This is a genomic window from Vibrio sp. R78045, assembly GCF_042466085.1.
Taxonomy (GTDB): domain Bacteria; phylum Pseudomonadota; class Gammaproteobacteria; order Enterobacterales; family Vibrionaceae; genus Vibrio; species Vibrio cyclitrophicus.
Genome location: NZ_JAXHBS010000013.1, coordinates 1,501,458 through 1,520,587 on the forward strand (window position 1 = coordinate 1,501,458; position 19,130 = coordinate 1,520,587).

General features: G+C 43.7%; 15 protein-coding genes. 8 read left to right on the forward strand and 7 right to left on the reverse strand.

Annotation, left to right across the window (positions count from 1 at the left end; all coding sequences use genetic code 11):
* Nucleotides 1-229: 229 nt before the first annotated feature.
* The 3 genes from SJY39_RS17140 (at nt 230) to SJY39_RS17150 (ending at nt 5,544) form a co-directional block, all read left to right on the forward strand.
* The gene (locus tag SJY39_RS17140) at nt 230-1,369 is read left to right on the forward strand and encodes an efflux RND transporter periplasmic adaptor subunit (protein WP_016793077.1); all 1,140 of its coding nucleotides are present in this window, start codon (nt 230-232) and stop codon (nt 1,367-1,369) included.
* Between the two features lie 11 nt (nt 1,370-1,380).
* Nucleotides 1,381-4,533 carry an efflux RND transporter permease subunit gene (locus tag SJY39_RS17145; RefSeq protein ID WP_010431034.1) on the forward strand — a complete coding sequence of 1,051 codons (3,153 nt, stop codon included), beginning with the start codon at nt 1,381-1,383 and terminating at the stop codon, nt 4,531-4,533.
* A gap of 324 nt (nt 4,534-4,857) precedes the next feature.
* Nucleotides 4,858-5,544, forward strand: a complete 687-nt coding sequence (locus SJY39_RS17150; protein ID WP_016793076.1) for a MaoC family dehydratase — start codon at nt 4,858-4,860, stop codon at nt 5,542-5,544.
* Nucleotides 5,545-5,661: 117 nt separating this feature from the next.
* Here SJY39_RS17150 and SJY39_RS17155 read toward each other — a convergent pair whose 3' ends face one another.
* Entirely contained in the window at nt 5,662-6,477 is an 816-nt protein-coding gene (locus SJY39_RS17155; RefSeq protein WP_010431028.1) for a phosphate ABC transporter substrate-binding protein, read from the reverse strand.
* Nucleotides 6,478-6,783: 306 nt separating this feature from the next.
* Here SJY39_RS17155 and SJY39_RS17160 point away from each other — a divergent pair, with 306 nt between their 5' ends.
* The gene (locus SJY39_RS17160) at nt 6,784-7,146 is read left to right on the forward strand and encodes a DUF3024 domain-containing protein (RefSeq protein ID WP_016793075.1); all 363 of its coding nucleotides are present in this window, start codon (nt 6,784-6,786) and stop codon (nt 7,144-7,146) included.
* A 95-nt stretch (nt 7,147-7,241) separates the two neighbouring features.
* Here SJY39_RS17160 and SJY39_RS17165 read toward each other — a convergent pair whose 3' ends face one another.
* Nucleotides 7,242-8,072 (reverse strand): AraC family transcriptional regulator, encoded by an 831-nt coding sequence (locus tag SJY39_RS17165; protein ID WP_010431023.1) that lies wholly within the window; start codon nt 8,070-8,072, stop codon nt 7,242-7,244.
* Nucleotides 8,073-8,235: 163 nt separating this feature from the next.
* The gene (gene rnb / locus SJY39_RS17170) at nt 8,236-10,242 is read right to left on the reverse strand and encodes an exoribonuclease II (RefSeq protein ID WP_010431021.1); all 2,007 of its coding nucleotides are present in this window, start codon (nt 10,240-10,242) and stop codon (nt 8,236-8,238) included.
* A 308-nt stretch (nt 10,243-10,550) separates the two neighbouring features.
* Between rnb and SJY39_RS17175 the strand changes: the two genes are divergently transcribed.
* The 3 genes from SJY39_RS17175 to SJY39_RS17185 all read left to right on the forward strand — a co-directional run bounded on the left by SJY39_RS17175 (nt 10,551) and on the right by SJY39_RS17185 (nt 15,276).
* A complete protein-coding gene (locus SJY39_RS17175; RefSeq protein ID WP_081324218.1) occupies nt 10,551-12,635 on the forward strand; it encodes a DEAD/DEAH box helicase in 2,085 nt (694 codons plus the stop codon).
* A 755-nt stretch (nt 12,636-13,390) separates the two neighbouring features.
* Complete coding sequence (locus tag SJY39_RS17180) at nt 13,391-14,584, forward strand: acetate/propionate family kinase (protein ID WP_016789633.1); 1,194 nt, start codon at nt 13,391-13,393, stop codon at nt 14,582-14,584.
* A gap of 305 nt (nt 14,585-14,889) precedes the next feature.
* Nucleotides 14,890-15,276, forward strand: a complete 387-nt coding sequence (locus SJY39_RS17185; protein ID WP_016793073.1) for a hypothetical protein — start codon at nt 14,890-14,892, stop codon at nt 15,274-15,276.
* 102 nt (nt 15,277-15,378) lie between these two features.
* On the opposite strand, the gene SJY39_RS17190 is transcribed toward SJY39_RS17185, so the two are convergent.
* Nucleotides 15,379-16,311 (reverse strand): LysR family transcriptional regulator, encoded by a 933-nt coding sequence (locus SJY39_RS17190; protein WP_016784225.1) that lies wholly within the window; start codon nt 16,309-16,311, stop codon nt 15,379-15,381.
* 211 nt (nt 16,312-16,522) lie between these two features.
* On the opposite strand from SJY39_RS17190, the gene SJY39_RS17195 reads away from it, so the two are divergent.
* Complete coding sequence (locus SJY39_RS17195; RefSeq protein ID WP_016784224.1) at nt 16,523-17,548, forward strand: zinc-binding alcohol dehydrogenase family protein; 1,026 nt, start codon at nt 16,523-16,525, stop codon at nt 17,546-17,548.
* Nucleotides 17,549-17,647: 99 nt separating this feature from the next.
* Here the strand turns inward: SJY39_RS17195 and SJY39_RS17200 are convergent, their stop codons facing one another.
* The 3 genes from SJY39_RS17200 to SJY39_RS17210 form a co-directional block, all read right to left on the reverse strand.
* Nucleotides 17,648-18,283, reverse strand: a complete 636-nt coding sequence (locus tag SJY39_RS17200) for a CIA30 family protein (RefSeq protein ID WP_016784223.1) — start codon at nt 18,281-18,283, stop codon at nt 17,648-17,650.
* 47 nt (nt 18,284-18,330) lie between these two features.
* Nucleotides 18,331-18,597, reverse strand: coding sequence for a DUF3081 domain-containing protein (locus tag SJY39_RS17205; protein ID WP_010430650.1), 267 nt, complete (start codon nt 18,595-18,597; stop codon nt 18,331-18,333).
* A 182-nt stretch (nt 18,598-18,779) separates the two neighbouring features.
* Complete coding sequence (locus SJY39_RS17210) at nt 18,780-18,986, reverse strand: hypothetical protein (RefSeq protein WP_010430647.1); 207 nt, start codon at nt 18,984-18,986, stop codon at nt 18,780-18,782.
* Nucleotides 18,987-19,130: the final 144 nt, after the last annotated feature.

Consider the following 19,130-nt stretch of genomic DNA (forward strand, 5'->3'; position numbering starts at 1 on the left):
TGCTTATGTACGAAGATACATGATGTTAGTCAATATACCTAGTTGATAAAAGTGGGAAGGGTGATTTGGGGTAAAATTGTTACTTGTTTGTAAGTGTTTTATAAGCATCAGGTTTCGTGTTACACGTTGAAACACATTTCAAGTAATAATTGATATTCCTCGGACATTTTAGGCATTTGTGTTACGTAACTTTTATGCTGTTCAATTTCTCATAAGTGACGGTATAACCATGCGTAAAAAGTTAATCCTTACGGCTCTTGCAAGCTCTCTTTTTCTTGCTGGGTGCGGGCAAGACGCCCAAAATACCAACCAGGCGCCTTTACCTCTCGTAGCTGTACAGGATGTTAGTGTTATTTCTCACCAGCAAAGTAAGTCGTATATCGGTCGTATTGAAGCCGTTGAAGACACGGCGATCACAGCGCAGGTTTCTGGTTATTTACAAAGCCGTCATTTCAAAGAAGGCCAAATGGTCGAAAAAGGTCAATTGCTTTACTCAATCGAACCTTCTTCATTTGAAGCTGAAGTAGCAAGTGCAAAAGCGTCTGTTGCTCAAGCGAATGCCAACCTTAAAAAAGCCGAGCTTGATTTCAACCGAGGTAAAAACCTACTTCCGAAAGGCAGTATTTCTCAATCTGAATTTGATGCATTGACCGCTTCTTTATTAGGTTCTCAAGCGCAACTTGAAGCGAGCCACGCTCAGTTAAATGCAGCTAACGTTCAGCTTTCGCATACCAAAATCGTTGCGCCTTTTTCTGGAAGAATCAGTGACACTAAAGTGAGTAAAGGTGATCTGGTTTCACCGTCTTCGGGTGCACTGACTACCTTGGTTAGTTTAGACCCAATCCATGCTTCATTTAGTATTAGTGAACGTGAGCGTATTGAGCTAGGCATGGATCGTATTGAAGGTGATGGCAGCAGCGACTCTGCGCGTGTTGAAGTTGAGATTGTGTTGGAAAGTGGTGAAGTATTTGAACACCTAGGCCAGCTCGACTTCTTAGGTAACCGAATTAACCTGAATACCGGTACGATCGCAATGCGTGCCATTGCTGATAACCCAGCACAACAATTGCTTCCAGGACAGCACGTTCGTGTTGATCTTCGTGATAAACAATCTATTGATGTTGTGACTATTCCTCGTCGTGCGGTTCAAACCGACTTAGAAGGTGACTTTGTAATGGTGTTGGTCGAAGGCGAAGCAACCCCTGTGGCTGAGCGTAGAAATATCGAAATGGGTCGACAGGTTGAAGGTGGTGTAATCGTTCACTCTGGACTAGAGAAAGGCGACGCGGTCATCACTCAGGGCTTGCAGCGTGTGCGTAATGGTATGTCTGTTCGCATCCAGCCTTCTGCTGCTGAACAAGCCGAGTAAGGGGCGTAGTTATGTTAAGTCGTTTCTTTATTCAAAGGCCTAAGTTTGCCCTTGTAATATCCATTATATTGACGCTGGCAGGTGCGATTTCTCTCGCTATCTTGCCTGTGGCTGAATATCCAAAAATTAGCCCACCTTCTGTTAGCGTGTCAGCATACTACACAGGTGCAAGTGCTGAAGTTGTAGAACAGGCTATAGCCGACCCCATAGAAACGTCGGTTAACGGCGTAGAAGATATGATCTATATGTCTTCTAAAAGTGCTAATGATGGTTCGTACAACCTTAACGTGACCTTTGACGTGGGTACTGATGCCGATATGGCTCAGGTCAACGTTCAGAACCGAGTTGCCCAAATCGAATCGAAACTTCCCCAAGAAGTAAGAATGGTGGGTGTAACAGTTAAGAAACGTTCACCTGACTTGTTGATGGTATTGAACTTCTACTCGCCAAACGGTGAGTACGACGATCAGTTCCTAATTAACTACGTAAACTTAAACATTAAAGACCAATTAGCTCGTGTGTCGGGAATTAGTGAAGTGAACGTGTTGGGGGGTGGTGAATATTCGATGCGTGTTTGGTTAGACCCTGAGAAAATGGCTAACCTAAATTTAACTACATCAGATGTTTATGGCGCGTTGGCTGAACAGAACGTTCAAGTGGCTGCTGGACGAATTGGTGCTGCACCTTACAGTAACCCCCAGGAAGTTCAGTTCAACTTGGTAACAAAAGGCCGATTAGAAACGGCTGATGAATTTGAAAACGTTGTTCTACGAGCAAATCAAGATGGTTCAAGTATTTACCTAAAAGATGTTGCACGTGTTGAACTGGGTAAAAAGTTCTACGACGGCAACGGTAAATACCGAGGTCAAGATGCTTCAATCGTAACGCTTTCTCTACAATCTGATGCAAATGCGTTGGAAAGTGGTAAGGCGGTAATGGCAATGCTGGACAATTTAAGCAAAAACTTCCCTGAAGGCGTTGCTTATGAAGCGAGTTATGACACCACGGTCTTCGTTGCTGAATCGATCAAAGGGGTAGTTAAGACGCTAATCGAAGCTATTTTGTTGGTAATCGCGGTGACTTACCTATTCTTAGGTAGTGCCCGTGCGACGTTGATTCCAGTGGTTGCGATTCCGGTATCTCTGATTGGTACTTTTGCGATCATGCAGATGACAGGCTTTACTATCAACACCGTGACGTTGTTTGGTTTGATCTTGGCGATCGGTATCGTAGTAGATGATGCGATCTTGGTTATCGAGAACGTTGATACTACCATGGCCAAAGATCCGACGATCTCCCCACGTAAAGCCACACTGATTGCGATGAAGGAAGTAACCGGTCCTATCGTAACTTCAACCTTGGTTCTGTTAGCTGTTTTCATACCTGTAGCTATGCTGCCAGGTATCACTGGTATCATGTACCGTCAATTCGCTCTGACTATCTGTATTGCGGTTGTTATCTCTTCTATTAACGCACTAACGCTTTCTCCTGCACTGTGTTCGCTGGTCCTTAAGCAGGGGGGTGGTAACACGGCACGTTGGTACCAAGCGTTTAACCGTGGTTTAGAAAATGTGACTAACAAATATGGTCAAATCGCTGGCTTCCTTGTGAAAAAGGGTGTTCTGCTATTTACCTTCTTTGTTGTTGCATTGGCTGCCGTTACTTACTTTGCGAAGACGACGTCTACAGCGTTCGTACCTCAAGAAGATAAAGGTATTTTGCTAGTTAACGTACAACTACCGGATGCGGCATCGTTATCTCGTACTGAAGACGTGACAGAGCAATTACTCGAGATGGTAGAGCAAGAGCCGGGTGTTGATGGTGTGACTCTGGTTAATGGTTACGCGTTCATGACGGGTGCTTCAGCGTCAAATGGTGCGTCGTTATTTATCAAGCTTCACGATTGGGATATGCGCAACGCATTAGAGGGTGAACACTCAGCTTCTGCTATTTCTCGTCGTATTAATGGCCGAGCAGCAACTGAATTACCTCAAGCGATTGTTTTTGCTATGGGGCCTCCTGCGGTACCTGGCATGGGTGCAGCATCTGGTTTTGAGTTTGTTCTTGAAGATACACTAGGTCGAAGCCGCACTGATTTGGCAATGGTAATGAATGACGTGATTGCTGAGGCCACGAAACAGCCTGAGATTTCACACACATTCAGTACATTCCGTGCCAACGTGCCTCACTACTATGTTGATATTGACCGTGAGAAAGCACAGCAGTTGGGTATTCCGTTGTCGGAAATCTTCCAAACGCTACAAGGTAACCTTGGTTCTCTTTACGTGAATGATTTCACTATGTTTGGTAAGAATTTCCGTGTAACCATGCAAGCTGACAGCGAACACCGTAGCAGTATGGATGACCTGCAACGTTTCCATGTACGCTCGTCTAACGGTGAAATGATTCCGCTAAGCACTTTGGTGACCTACGATCAGATCTTCGAACCTGATGTAGCATGGCGTTACAACATGTACCGCAGTGCGGTGATTCAAGGGCAACCTGCACCGGGCTATTCAAGTGGTGATGCGATTGCAGCAATGGAGCGTGTGGCCGCTGATGTCTTACCTCAGGGTTATCAGTACGAATGGACCGGTATGGCTTACCAAGAAGTACTGGCAGGCAACCAAGCTATTTTTGCATTTGCGCTGGCACTGATCTTCATCTACCTGTTTATGGTGGCTCAGTACGAGAGTTGGACAATACCTATTGCGATTATCTTAGTGGTCCCTGTCGCAACCTTAGGTTCCTTTTTAGCGCTGAATTTAACCGGTACACCACTGAACCTTTATGCACAAATTGGTTTGGTACTCTTGATAGCCTTGGCCGCGAAGAACGCGATCTTGATTGTGGAGTTCGCGAAAGTTGAACGTGAAGAGAAAGATGCATCAATCGAAGATGCGGCTGTTAAGGGCGGTACATTGCGTTTCCGCGCTGTGAACATGACCTCTTGGTCATTTATCCTTGGCATATTCCCACTCATCTTCGCTGCGGGCGCAGGTCATGTAAGTCAGAACTCTCTGGGTATTTCATTGATTGGTGGTCTGTTATGTGTGCTACTCGCCGGTACGTTCCTAATCCCTGGCTTCTATGCATTCGTGCAACGTAAGCGTGAAAAGGCACACGGTGGTAATACTAAGTTAGTGCCATTGGATGATGAGTAAGGAATTTGACTACTTGTGAGTTAATCGTTGGATATTAACTCCTTGTAAGCTCATTTCTACAAAAGGCTTAGTGTTGCGCTAAGCCTTTTTTATTCCACATGTGAATAAAAACGCTATTTATATAATCAAATGTTTACTATGTGATAGAGCTAATGCTCTAATTTGGGTTTTGTAATAAAATGATGTTTTATTATTAAGTTTCTGTTTATTAAGGAAATATCAAGGTTCAGCTAACGGGTGTATGCTCGAAAACATTTGCACAATAGTGTGAAGTGTTTCAAAATTACGAAGTTATATTGAAATTTTCTGTGCATTGAGGTTCTTATGAAAGTCATTGATTTATTTAAACACCGAGGCGATAGCATGTCTTCGCAACACTCAGAGTTTATGCAATGGATGTCTCCAGCTCTTAGAGATTACTGGGGCGACTTTCTAAACCGTACGCAAAACAGCCATTTTTTCGCGTGGGTTCGTGATCACCACAAACCAGCGGTAAACGAAGATGCACCAGAGATGCCAATTGAGCAGTCAATCGTGCTAAAGCCCGAAGCACAACTTGTGTTTGATGAGCTTAAACAGCAGATTGGTGAAGTGATTCATACTGGTGACTGGATCAATGTTAGTCAAGACCGTATTAATCAATTCGGCCTTGTTACTGAAGATATGCAATGGATCCATACTGAACCTTCTAAGGCTGAAACAGACTCTCCGTTCAAAACAACCATCGCACATGGTTTTTTAACGTTATCGCTGCTTCCTCGATTGACAGACAGTGTTGACCCGGACAAATCTCAATTCCCAACAGCGAAGATGGTTGTAAACATTGGTCTTAACCAAGTACGTTTTCCATACCCTGTAAAGTCAGGTAGTAATGTTCGCGCTAAAAGTACGCTAACGAAAGTGACGCCAATTAAGAAAGGCTTAGAGATTGAACGCGAAATTCGTGTAGAAATCGAAGGTGTTCGTCGCCCTGGTGCTGTGATTGTTTCGGTAATCCAACTGCACTTTTAGTACTTTGTTGTAAGTGGTATAACTCTTAAATAAAGATTATAGATTCAAAAAAGAGAGAGCTTAGTGCTCTCTCTTTTTGTTTATACGATATCTCGCATTTACTCTATCTAAGAGTCGTTACTTAATACGTGTATAACCGTACTCTTCGATAAGATCTTGCCCTTGTTTTGACTTCACGAATTTAATGAAATCTTTACTCTCGTCAGAAACAGAGTCTGATTTGTGTAGTAATAAGAATGGGCGAGCCAATTCATAGCTGTGGTTAGCAATGTTCTTTGAGGTTGGCTCAACGCCTTCAAAGGTGATCGCTTTGATCGAACGATCGATAGAACCAACAGAGATAAAACCAATAGCATGTGGGTTATGGTTAACAATCGTTTTTACCATGCTATTACTGTTTACAACCAAGTTATTTGGATTGATATCAGACACTAGACGGTCGTTAATGATTTGAGTTAAACCAAGCAAGCTTTCGAAGCTATAACGAGATCCGGAAGATGCTTCACGAGTTACAACCGCGATAGGTTGATCTGCACCGCCGACTTCTTTCCAGTTCGTTATTTTGCCTTTGTAGATATCAAACAATTGCTCACGGGTAACGTTATTTACAGCATTTGAACGATTGGTTACAACCGCTAGACCGTCAAAGGCGATTGGGAACACCTTCAATTTTTCGTTCTGCTCACGGTTGGTTAAGTAGCGTGAGCTCATACCGATCTCAGATACACCTTTATTCACCATCGTAATCCCGGCTGTAGAGCCAATACCCTGAACTGCAATATAGTTGTCAGGGTGAGTCTTGTTGTACTCCTCTGCTAATACATCCATAACTCGCGCTACAGAAGTGGAGCCCGAAATATTGGTTTCTTGTGCAAAAGCAGCATGAGAAGACAGGGCTAAGGATAAAAGAGAGGCTAGCGCGACTCGTAACATAAACAACTCCTAGTTAATAACATTTGTCGCATATCATAGGTTGGTTATATGACACTTTTGTGAAATTCTATTCGTGTGCGGCATGACGGCTAGGCGGGCTTATAAGAGCGAGCTTGGCTTAAGATAGCCTTGTGTAAATAAGTTGTCGTTGTCGCTAACCGTTTGATGGGTTCATAGGAGGTAGCTTTGTTTATGAGAGCAAGACGGGTATTTTGTTTGAGCTTATTCGCTAAAATGTTTGTTGAGTTCTAAGCTAAGTAAATGAACTCGCTACTTAGGGGGCTCTAGGAAGTCGCAAGGGGTGTTATGTCCGTCATTCATATAGAACTGAATCGTCTTTTAATTGGGGCTGAAAGGCTCTGTACTTCTCGCAATCGCAGTTTACCTGTGGAGCTAGGCAAATCCCTCTATGAAGCATGTGAGGGCGGTGTGCTGTTTTCTCAGGCGCATTATTTGCTTGACTCTTCCCACAGTGATTATACAAACGACATTGCCTGTGTGACTTTTGATGAATCGTTATCATGCTGGTTGGTCACGGTGCCGCTTGAGGATGATTCGGAAAGTGACTCTGTAAATTGGAGGCCTTATCCTTACCTCGCGAAATCAAAGGATCTTGATGCTATTCTGGCTGAAATAGAAAAAGATCCTAAATCGTACTTTTGGTCCTAACTATCTGCTTATATGCTCGCTAATGGCGCACTAACGACTTGATACCAAAAGCTGAACTCTTCCTCATACTCCCAATAATGATGTTATTCAACCTTCTAAACTTGCGGCTTCATGTTTTGCATCTGTGCTTGTGTAATCAATGAACGGAAGTCTTTTGGAGTCTTGCCATGATAGGTTTTAAAAGCGGTACTGAAGTGTGCCGCGCTTTTAAATCCAGATTCGTAAGCGATTTGAGTAATCGATTTGTTCGATGTTCTGAGCTGAGTAGCAGCATGGGCAATGCGCTTTATTTTCAAGAGATTTGAAAAGGAAAGGTCTTCGGCCGATAAACGGCGTTTAAGTGTGGCTGGTGACATCCCCATATAACTGGCTAGAGTATCGAGAGAGATATTATTTTCTATGTTCTGTTCAATGTAATGGATGACCTTTTGTGTCACGGTCAAGCTAGAAGCACGAGCGATAATCATGAGTAAAGCCGGGTATTGCTCTACCATCAGCGACAATAGGCTTAAACCTAATTGGGTGAGAGCATAGTCGTTTTGAGTTGGTGCATTAGCAAGGGAAAGGATGAGTTCTTTTAAGTGACATATATCCGTGTCAGTTTTGTTGAACTTAATGTATTTATCTGGGATCCGGGTGGATTCTAAATCACTAAACTGATTAATGAACTTCTGAAAAATAGTTAAATCAAAATCTAAACAAGTCGCACTGAATTCACCATTTTCAGTATTTATATTGACGTCTTTAATCTGTCCTGAATTGTAAAGAGTGAAATCGCCTGCTTGCAACGAAGCCTCGTTGCCATTAGGCAGCGTAAAAGAGATGCTGCCTTTGGATACGATGAAGATACCGTTTTTAGAGGCAGGGTAACGTTCACGTTTCCTGGGAATAAAGTTTCTGAATTGAGTAACTGTAATCGATGACATAGTACGCTTCTTTGACGTTGTAAACGAGTTGCTTATTGGTTTTAGTATTGTTTAAGCATGAGATATTTACAAAAAAGGCGCTATTTATTAGCGCCTTTAGAAGTGAACCTTTGAAGCTTTTTACCTTGAAAGACTAAACTTGCAAGCCTAACCTTTAAAGCTCTTAAGCTTCGGTTTCATTTGTCGTTTCAGGCTCGCTAGGCAAGTCCGCAAAAACTTGAGTAGGCTTTGCTACTAAGTTACGGTTTTCCTGATTAACTTCTGAGAGAACTACTTCTAAAACGTCTCCCAGTTTGTATACCATTTCTTTATCGATAGATACAGTACCCAAATCACTGTTGCACTCGATTCTCTCTTTATTATCAATAATGAGAGAGCCAGGGATAAACGCGGCAGCACCATTCTCAAGTAGGCGAACACGCATGCCAGCACGGTTAATATCGAAGATCTCAGCTTGGAAGCGAGTTTCGTTTGCCGGAGCGTTTGCTAGAGTGCGAGCATACAACCAATCGCCCACATTACGTTCAGCCATACCGTGGTGACGACGGTGCAGAGCAAGTTCATCACCAATCGTTTCATCTGGCGTTTGAATTGGCGCTTTACCTAGGATGTGTGCTTTAAGCATGCGGTGGTTAATCATGTCACCGTATTTACGAATTGGAGAAGTCCAAGTTGCGTAAATGTCTAAACCCATAGCGTAGTGTGGCGCAGGTTCATTGCTGATCTCGCTGTACGCTTGGAATTTACGAATACGGTTGTCGTAGTAGCTGTTGTCTAAAGAACCTAACCAACGACGCAAAGTTGCGAAGCCTTCTAGAGAAACGATCTGCTCTTCTGTAAATGGTGTTTCGGCTTCTGGATTAACCAGTTCTAGAACATCTGCTAATTTCTCTGCTTTAAATCCAGAGTGACAGTTAAACACACCTTGGTTAAAGCTTTCTTTTAGTACTCGGCCTGCACAGATGTTCGCGCTGATCATTGATTCTTCAACTAACTTGTTTGCACTGCGACGCATGTCTGCGTGAATAGCGACAACATCGTTATCTTCGCTAAGCTCAAAGCGGTAGTCAGGGCGGTCTGGGAACACAACAGCGTTTGTAGAGCGCCATGCTGAACGTGCTTGTGCAAATTGGTGAAGGTCAGAAACAATCACAGCGATCTCTTCTGATGGCTGCCATTTCTCTGATGTGCCTGTTTCTAGCCAGTCAGATACGTGATCGTAAGCAAGACGCGCGTGAGATTTGATGTTCGCAGCGAAGAAGTTAATGTCATCACCGATAACACCGTCTTTAGACACTGTTACTGTGCAGCAAAGTGCAGGGCGAACTTCGTTCTCTATTAGCGAACATAAGTTGTCAGCCAAGTCACGAGGCAACATTGGGATGTTACGACCTGGTAGGTAAATCGTGAAGCCACGTTCACGAGCGACTTTATCCATAGAATCATCTGGAGAGATGTAAGCCGTTGGATCAGCAATCGCGATAGTCAGTTCAAAATCACCGTTCTCTTTCTTCTTGGCGTAAAGGGCATCGTCCATATCTTTCGTGCTTTCACCATCAATGGTCACAAAAGGTACGTGCGTCATGTCTACGCGTTCAAGATCTGCGTCATCGTTGATTTGCCAGTTGTCGATGCCTTCAGGTTCGCTGTTTGGTAGGTCGTTTTGTGCCAACGTTACCCACCAAGGCGCGATTTTGTCATCGGCATCGGTGATTTTCTCTGAGATCTGAGCTAAGAAACCGTTATCACCTTTTAATGGGTGTTGAACGATGTGAGCGACAACCCAGTCGCCTTCTTTTAGCGTTTCAGGGTTTAAGCCTTTCTTAGCTTTTGCTTTTAGTTGCAGCTTTTTCAGTTGCGGGTGATCAGGAACAACGTTCAATCGACCTTTGAAAAGCTTCACTCGTGCGATGAAGCGAGTAAGACCTTGTTCAACCAATTCCTCTGGTTCGGCTACTTCGCGTTCTTTCTCTGTACGAATGATTGCAATGACTTTGTCGCCGTGTACACATTTTTTCATATATGGAGGCGGAATGAAGAAGCTTGTTTTGCTATCGACTTCGAGAAAACCAAACCCTTTTTCAGTGGCTTTGATCGTACCTTCCTTTTTAGGGAGGGTTTCTTGGATTTGCTGTTTTAGCTGAGCGAGTAGAGGATTATCTTGAAACATCTTACTTTTATCTAACGAGGGCAATTGAGCACACTATAATCATTGCGAGAGCTGATTACTACTTAAAGCCGAAGTGGACTGAAATTAATTGCCCACTTATTTAACTCTATCAATTCGACGTAGCAGAAACTCGATGACGAGATATTCATCAAGTTTTGACGATATGATAACCAGTATTGATATAAAACCGAAAAATATGTGATGTATTTCAATTTTTTCTGGCTTTTTTTATGCATTTAGGGAATAATCCGCCTCCCTTAGACGTCCCTAATGGCTTGAAGTGTTTTATTACTGCTTCGTAACTCTGAATGGAATCAGTATCTGATTGGATCAGTATTGGAATTGATAGAGCTCCCGGGACCTTTTGTTTACTTATATATAGTGGGATCCCAATGTCCGAATCTGTAATTCAATTTAATGAATTAGCCCTAAACGATAACATTCTTTCAGCTCTTGATAGCATGGGTTTCGTTTCTCCAACTCCAATCCAAGCAGCAGCTATTCCTCTTCTTCTTGAAGGCCGTGACGCACTAGGTAAAGCACAGACTGGTACTGGTAAAACAGCAGCATTCTCTCTGCCTTTGCTTAACAAAATCAACCTGAACCAACACAAACCACAAGCAATCATCATGGCTCCTACACGTGAGCTAGCGATTCAAGTTGCTGCAGAAATCAAAAACTTAGGTCGTGACATCAACGGTCTTAAAGTTCTTGAAATCTATGGCGGTGCTTCAATTGTTGACCAAATGCGTGCTCTAAGCCGCGGTGCTCACATTGTTGTTGGTACTCCAGGTCGTGTTAAAGATTTACTAACTCGTGACCGTCTACACCTAGATGAAGCGCACACATTTGTTCTTGATGAAGCAGATGAAATGCTAAAAATGGGTTTTGTAGATGACGTTACTTGGATTCTTGAGCAAGCTCCAGAAACTGCACAACGTGTACTTTTCTCTGCAACTATGCCTCCAATGGTTAAGACTATTGTTGACCGTTACCTACGTAACCCTGCACGAGTTGACGTTGCTGGTACTAACCACACAGTTGACAAAGTAGCGCAGAATTTCTGGGTTGTTAAAGGCGTAGAAAAAGACGAAGCAATGTCTCGTCTTCTAGAAACTGAAGAAACTGACGCGTCAATCGTATTCGTACGTACTCGTCAAGACACTGAGCGTCTAGCTGATTGGCTATCTGCACGTGGCTTCAAGGCTGCTGCACTGCACGGTGATATTCCTCAGTCTTTACGTGAGCGCACTGTTGATCACATCAAACAAGGTGTTATCGATATCCTAGTTGCAACTGACGTTGTAGCTCGTGGTCTTGATGTTCCACGCATCACTCACGTATTTAACTACGACATCCCATTCGATGTTGAATCTTACATTCACCGTATTGGTCGTACAGGCCGTGCTGGACGTAAAGGTAAAGCGATCCTACTAGTTCGCACAAACCAAATCCGTATGCTTCGCACTATCGAGCGCGTGACTAAGTCATCTATGGAAGAAATCCAACTTCCTCTACGTGACCAAGTTGCTGCTGCACGTGTTGCTAAGCTTGGCACTGAACTTGAAACAGAGAAAGAAAGCAAAGCACTAGAAAACTTTGCAGGTCTTATCTCTACTCTTCAAGAATCTCTAGAAGTTGATGCTGCTACTCTAGCTGCAATGCTTCTTAAACGTCAGCAAGGTAAGAGCCCACTATTCTACGTTGGCGAAGACCCAATGATTGCTGCTATTGAGCGTGATAAGAATCGTCGTAAAGAGCGTCGTGAAGATCGTGATAACGGCCGTGACGGTGGTGGTCGCAACTTCAATACGCAAGATTGGGATACTTACCAATTACAAGTTGGCCGTGAGCAAGGTGTTCAGGTTAAAGACATTGTTGGCGCACTAGCAAACGAACTTGGCCTAACTAAAGGTTCTATCGGTGCTATCAAGCTTGACCAAGGTTCTACTTACGTTCAACTGCCAAAAGCAATGAACTCTGAAACTGCTGGTAAGCTAAGCAAACTTCGTATTCGCCAAAAAGAAGCTGGCGCTGTAGTTGTTGATTTCAATGACTTCCGTGAGCCTCGTCGTGGCGGCGGTGGTCGTGATGGCAACCGTGGCGGTCGTGATGGCGGTCGTGGCGGTCGTGATGGCGGCGGCTACCGTGGTAATCGTGAAGGCGGTAATCGCGAAGGTGGTAACCGTGAAGGTGGCAATGGCGGTCGTGGTGGTTACCGTGGCAACCGTGACGGTGCACGTGATGGTAACTCTGCTGGTGGTCGTGATGGCGAACGTCGCTTTGACCGTAACCGTGGTGGCGATCACCGTGGTAACTTCCGTGGCGAACGTGGTCATGGTAACGCTAATGGCGGCAACCGTGGTCGTCGTCCAGAGCGCAGCGAAGGTTAATCAACCTGTAGCGTAGACTTTAAGCATAAATGCTTTAGTCCAAACACTGAATTTAAAAGCCGAGCGTAATGCTCGGCTTTTTTGTGCGTGCTCGTTCGTTATAGCGGGTGCACCTTGTACTCAAATGGGGTATGTGAATGAGATGGTTAGCTATGACGGCGGTTGGTTTAGCAACAAAAGCAGTTAACTCAGCTTGTAGCGCATTAACCTAGCTGTATTGCGTTCTAAGCCTACACTTAAATATCGTGCTACAAGGTGGTGGGTACAATGAGTAGAAGCTATCTAACCACAGCCTAGAGCGTTATGCGTACGGTTGAGTTCGTAGTCATTGAAGAAAAGCATCTGATTGTGTCGTTCATTGTTCACTATCTTAATTTTGTGTTTTTGAAGTAAGCACTGATAAAGGGAATAAATAGTAGGCAACCCTCAGCAAGTAAGGATCGGGTAAAGTGACGTGTTCCACCAATTTATTCCATGATTATTGAGTTTCGTTCGAGTTACTCAAATTCACTGAATTAGGCTAAAAATAATTTTCGCACTCGTTTGCTTCAGTTTTTTATGAACTTTTTATTCAACTATTTTTTAATTTCGATCTCGAAATAAATAGATTGATGACGAAGATCAACTTAATTGTGTTCATTTAGTGATTTTTTCAAAACAAAAGTTGAAAGATTCAAAAATTATTGAATAATGGGCTTAACTAAAATTGAAGTTAACACTTCATCCAATTCGTACTGAAACAGGATCCATATCCAATGTCTAATTCGTTTGTTCTGGTTATTAACTCGGGTAGTTCATCCCTTAAATTTGCTGTAATCAATTCTGTTTCTGGTGAAGCAGTATTAAGTGGCCTAGGGGAGTGTTTTGGTCTTGAAGATGCTCGTATGGGCTGGAAATATCAAGGCGAGAAAACTGAAATTGCCATTCAAGGTGAAGATAACCACCACAAAATTGCCATTGGCAAATTGGTTGGCCTGATGGAAGCTCTGGGCTTCACACAAGATATCGTTGCTATTGGTCATCGTATCGTACACGGTGGCGAGAAGTTCACACAGACTGTTCGTATTACTGAAGAAGTGACGAACGAAATTGAAAGCCTATCAGATCTAGCTCCACTTCATAACCCAGCAGGTGCTATCGGTATCCGCGCTGCGATTGAAGCTTTCCCTTCTTTACCTCAGTTTGCTGTTTTTGATACTGCGTTCCACCAAACGATGCCACAACGTGCATTCACGGGTGCAATTGCAAAAGAACTATACACAGACTTCGGTGTGCGTCGTTACGGCTTCCACGGTACTAGCCACTACTTCGTTAGTCGCGAAGCTGCTAAAATGCTGAACAAGCCGGTTGAAGAATCTAGCTTTATCTCTGTGCACCTAGGCAACGGCGCTTCTGTATGTGCTATCAAAGATGGCAACAGTGTTGATACTTCAATGGGCTTCACACCGCTTTCTGGCCTGATGATGGGTACACGTTGTGGTGATTTAGACCCAGGCATTATCGAGTACCTACTTAAGAAGGGTTGGTCACAAGAGCAAGTGTTTAACTCTCTAAACAAGGAGTCTGGCTTCCTGGGTGTGTCTGGTCTTACGAGCGATGCTCGTGGCATTTTAGAAGCAATGGAAGAGGGCCATGAAGGCGCTAAACTTGCTTTTGAGGTGTTTACTTACCGCGTAGCGAAATACGTTGCTTCTTACCTTGCAACGCTAGACTCTCTAGACGGCATCATCTTCACTGGCGGTATCGGTGAGAACTCTCTACCAATTCGTCGTGAGATCCTAAGCAACCTTAAGATCCTTGGTTTTGTTGAAGATGTTGCTGGCAATGAAGCAGCTCGCTTTGGCGCTGAAGGTATCATTGCTAAGTCAGAAATGCTTGGTGCAGTAGCAATGGTTATTCCAACCAACGAAGAATTCGTTATTGCTCAACAATCGGTAGAACTTCTGTAATCTAGCCATTGCTTAAGCAAGAACATGAACAATTCAAAAGCGAGCCCAGGTGGCTCGCTTTTTTGTGTCAATTATAGTCAGATGAAAGCTACTTAACTTCGCATCTCAGTAGCACTTCATTATCAAGAACACATTCGTCGACCAGATTAAGCTTGCCGATCTGCGCTTGTAACGGTTCCATCACTAAAGCTCGTGATGAACCCAAAATTACCTTCACGAATCAGTCTCTGGTTGCTGATTGAGATAGTATTTTGCTACAAAACGCGCATAATCTTGCTATACAACACTTAACGAAGAAATTACCTATGACTACCTTTCAATACTACTTCCACCAACTGCCTTGCTTCGACTGTAAAAAAACAACAGTAAGTACTGATCTTGGTTGGTTAACGCCTGCGATGAAAGACGCTGCTATCGCACAAGTGACCGCGACTCTGGCCCAGGGGGAGGTTACGCCTGACCTTTCAGCTGAAGTGGTTTGTACGAAAGATGAAGCACGTGAGTACCTATTGCTGAACTTCTTTGGTTATTCAGAAGCAGAGCTAGTAAGCGGAATTGAAGCGGATGATGAAAAAGAAGTCGCAGATGAAATCGCAGAGCTACTAGAAGAAGGTGAAGATACGATCACCTTCGAGCATGAAATTGCGCTTCAGTGCTGTGCTGACTGTGATGTTGAAGAAGAGTCAAACTAAGCACTTGTATTATACGATGCATCCATCAATAGGTGTGATGTTCAAATGATCAAAGGCGTTAGTGGGTTAAAGTTCACTAACGCCTTTTTTATCTCTAGATCGTTAAGATTTTTGAGTCGCTATAATGTCTTGCTCGCTCAATTGAGAAAGGATCTCAGCGGTTTTCTCTCGGAATAGATCTCTCAATAAGCGAACGGTCGGGGTGATGGACTGACGACTTGGACATACTAACCACAGCTCGGTTGGGGTTGGCTTGAACTCTGGCATTATTTTAACCACTTCGCCAGAAAGCAAATGACTCGACATATCTAAGCAAGATTTTATCGCCACACCTTTCCCTGCAACACACCAACGTCTAACAAGATCAGCATCGTTCGACGCGCGATTCCCTTTTAGCTTTACTTTATGATCCTGCTTGCCATCATTAAACACCCATTCGTCTTGCAACATATCATGCAGCTGATAAAGCAAACCGTTGTGCTCAGCTAAGTTACTCGGTTGGCTTGGCGTTCCCATCTTAGCTAAATATTCAGGGGCTGCGCACAATATTCTCGGCACATCGCAGATCTTGAAACCATACATGCTGGCGTCAGTCGGAGAGCCGTAACGCAGCGCCATATCAACAGAATCACGATAAAAATCGATGTTGCTGTCGCTGATGCTGGTACGAAGTGTTGCCTTTGGGTATTCAAGCAGAAATTCGTCAAGCCAAGGAGTGATCAGGTTTCGTCCTAGATCCGAAGAAAGTGCGATGCGGATTTCTCCATCCAAGATACCAAGCTCTTCGCGCATGTTGAGCTTGGCTTGCTCCAATATTTTCAAGGCTTGTTCACACTCAGGTAAATAGCGTTCGCCTGCTGAAGAGAGCCTCAGATGGCGAGTGGTTCTTACAAACAGCTCAGCGCCCAGTGCGACTTCAACACGTTTTACGGCAGCGCTCGCGGTGGCAGTACGCATATCTAGGTTGGTGGCTGCTGCGGTGATACTACGAAACTCCGCCACCTTTAAAATGACCTGCAAGTCTTCAAGAAGCATATTATCTACCTGTATTGAATTATTTTCTAAACATGGAGTTGGGACATTTCCCCATCACAATCTGCAGATGGGTTATCTCTACTTATCGCTTCTAAGTTAGCTTCAATTGCTTAATTGTCAAAAATAATTTGATAACAATTCAAACATTAGGCGGTTTATCTAAATTGAGAGTCAACTAAGATTAACTTGTCTAATTCAAGGAGAAAGCACAATGTCAGTACCATCAAAAATGAAAGCTATCGGATTTACTCAGTCACTTGCGATTGCAGAGCAAGACAGCCTAGTTGAGTTTGAAACAAACCTTCCAGAACTAAAAGAACATGATCTACTGGTAAAAGTGAGCGCGACGTCTATCAATCCAGCAGATGCGAAAATTCGAATTCGTAGTGCTCAAGATAAAACTCTCGAGCAACCAAAAGTCCTTGGTTATGACGCAGTCGGTGAAGTTGTCGGTAAAGGTACAGACGTTGAAGGCTTTGAACTAGGCGACCGTGTTTACTATGCAGGTGACGTAACTCGTATGGGCGCTAATGCTGAATACCAAGCCGTTGACTACCGTATTACGGCGAAAGCACCAACGAGCCTTTCTGATGAAGCGGCTGCAGTTATGCCGCTAGCAACACTTACAGCGTGGGAAGCGTTGTTTGATCGCCTACGTGTTCGTTCAGAAGAGAAAAAGTCCATTCTGATCATTGGTGGTGCTGGTGGTGTCGGTTCAATCACGATTCAATTGGCGAGCCAGTTGACTAACCTGACGGTTATTGCGACGGCTTCAAGACCTGAAACTGAACAGTGGGTAAGGGATATGGGGGCAGACCATGTGGTGAATCACCGTAACTTGGTTGAATCTGTACGAGAGCAAGGTATTCAGCATGTCGATTACATTTTCAATGTCGCAGACACCAAAGGACATTGGGAATCGATGGTGGAGCTGATTGCACCGCAAGGCATGATCAGTTCTATTGTTGAGTTCGATGGTGGAATTGATCTTTCTGCGCTTCAAGGTAAGTCTGCAGGTTTTGTGTGGGAGCTGATGTTCACACGTTCACTGTTCAACACAGACGATATTCAGAAACAACAAGATATTTTGTTCCAAGCAGCGAACCTGATCGATGCTGGCCGCATTAAGTCTACGCTTACTACCACATTGAATGGCTTTAGTGTTGAGACTCTGAAAGATGCACACCAACGTATTGAAAGCAGCTCCTCGATAGGTAAAACAGCCATCAAATACTAAGTACTGATGATTTGAATAGTCGACGATTTAAATAGAACAAGCCCCCCTGATATCTAATTGCTCGTCAAAAGGTATCAGGGGTTTTTATTTGTTTGCGGTTTAGTCCGTTTCTGGTGATGTGATAGGTTGCGATGTTTTGAATTGAAGCTGTATTAGGTCTAGCTCAAAAGGCGAGGGCTGTTTGTCTGCAATCAAAAAGCCAATTTGCTTGATGTCTTGTGCCTTAAGTTCCAGGGCATCGCTCAGTAGCCGACCTCTGAACACCGCTTGAAAATCATTGAAGTGGAAGACCTTGTTTAGCTGCTCTCCCTTTATGGTATCGAAATCGTGTTTGTATTGAACTCGACTACCTTCCTTCCAAGTGGTGAACCTCAGTTGGTAGGTGCGACCATCACCAACGAATATTAGCTCTGCACTATCTTTTTCATGGGCAGGTGATTCAATGGAGCGCTTTACAGAACTGAAACCACCATTATTTTCTAACGAGAGCTCTCCCCTAAATCGACTCATGTTATTAAGATAAATGAGCTCGCCTGTTGAGATGCCGCCCATTACATCGTCGTTAGTCACTGTCCAGTTTTGATGCTCACTAGCTTGTGTAAAGTCGATCATGTTTGTCCCTGTTGCATCCGCTTTTAGACTTAACGAGTTTAGGCTGAGTAGAAAAAATAAAGATGTGGTTAGCCTAAATGGTAACCGTGTTTTATAAGTGGCCCCGTTCATGATTTTCTCCACTGCTTCTCCTTAGACTCTGCCTTATTGACTCAATAGCTAAGGACAGCTTACGGAGAAAGTTCAGTTTCAAGCATAGCTAAACAACGGTTGATGAAGCCTTCATAGTTCGGTGCCTTGTCGTATTCGATCTTCAATGAACCATGGAACATCAGTGTTACTGTAACGTCTCTGTAGCTTAGCCAACAGGTGTAGCCGTCGTAATCGTGCCACGCAAACATCTCGCCAAATTGATATTTGTTCTCTAATTGCTCGCCAGATGAACGAATGTAATCGAACACTCTAAGAAATTCTTTGATGGTGATTCTGTTGTCCATGTGTTGCTCCCGCTGAGTAGCCGATGAAAAAACGTTAAGTGCTTGTATTTGAATTAACTACGGTTTGGCTCTGCATTGCGATCACAGTCGGGAATTGAGTATTCAATCAATGTGGTGCGGCATGGTTTATCGGAAGTGAAATAGTGAGTTGCTGATTAACTTCCACGATCGCAAGTGGGTGGTCATGACTTTGCGCTGCCAGCAATGCGAAGTGTAGGATCAAGCTTGTGACCCAAGAAAAGATTTAAGATGGTATTGAACCAATTCCCACCACTGAAGTTATCAAGCAAAAATTCCCGGCCATCACCAATACTCCGATAGTTGATCTTGACCAGTACCGGCTCTGATTCTGTGATGATGAACTTGCTATGGCAGACACCAAACTCCACACCGAATTCCTGACGCTGACGAAGTGCTTTCTTTCGAGATTACAAGAAAGGGAGCTTTCTATCTTATTGTTTTTATTTACTCTTTTATCATTAGTGGCGTTGCATATTGCAAAGCAAATATAGATCAAAAAATATATATTGCAA